We start from the raw sequence: 335 nt of genomic DNA on the forward strand, positions 1-335 counted from the left end.
CCAGCAGGCGCTTTATTTATGTCTCAAGCAGGTGCAGGATGGTCTGGGGCTTATGCGAGCATTGGTATTAGCGATGGTATAGTTGATGGTGCAGTCCAAAAATCTGTGTATTGGGAGTTGCAAAGAAACGGACTCAGTGTGCTAAACGCGAATGATTCCCATGTTTTTTATGCTGGGAAGGGGAGTTGGTATTTTAGACGAGGGAAAACGGGGTTATATCAAACTTCGTTAGTCCTTGAAGATACTGGTACAGATGCTGATTTACGATTACCGAATATCACTTTACGTAATAGCCGTGCAGCAGGATATACTGGCGTTCTCCAAGTGAAGTCACC

At 44.8% G+C, this 335-nt stretch carries 1 pseudogene; it reads left to right on the top strand.

The features are described from left to right. Window positions 1–335, top strand: a pseudogene (locus JDS99_RS31150) (tail fiber domain-containing protein); the annotation flags it as partial.

Origin of the sequence: Bacillus cereus group sp. N6 (genome assembly GCF_016483705.1) — a bacterium.
In the GTDB taxonomy this organism is placed as follows: domain Bacteria; phylum Bacillota; class Bacilli; order Bacillales; family Bacillaceae_G; genus Bacillus_A; species Bacillus_A wiedmannii.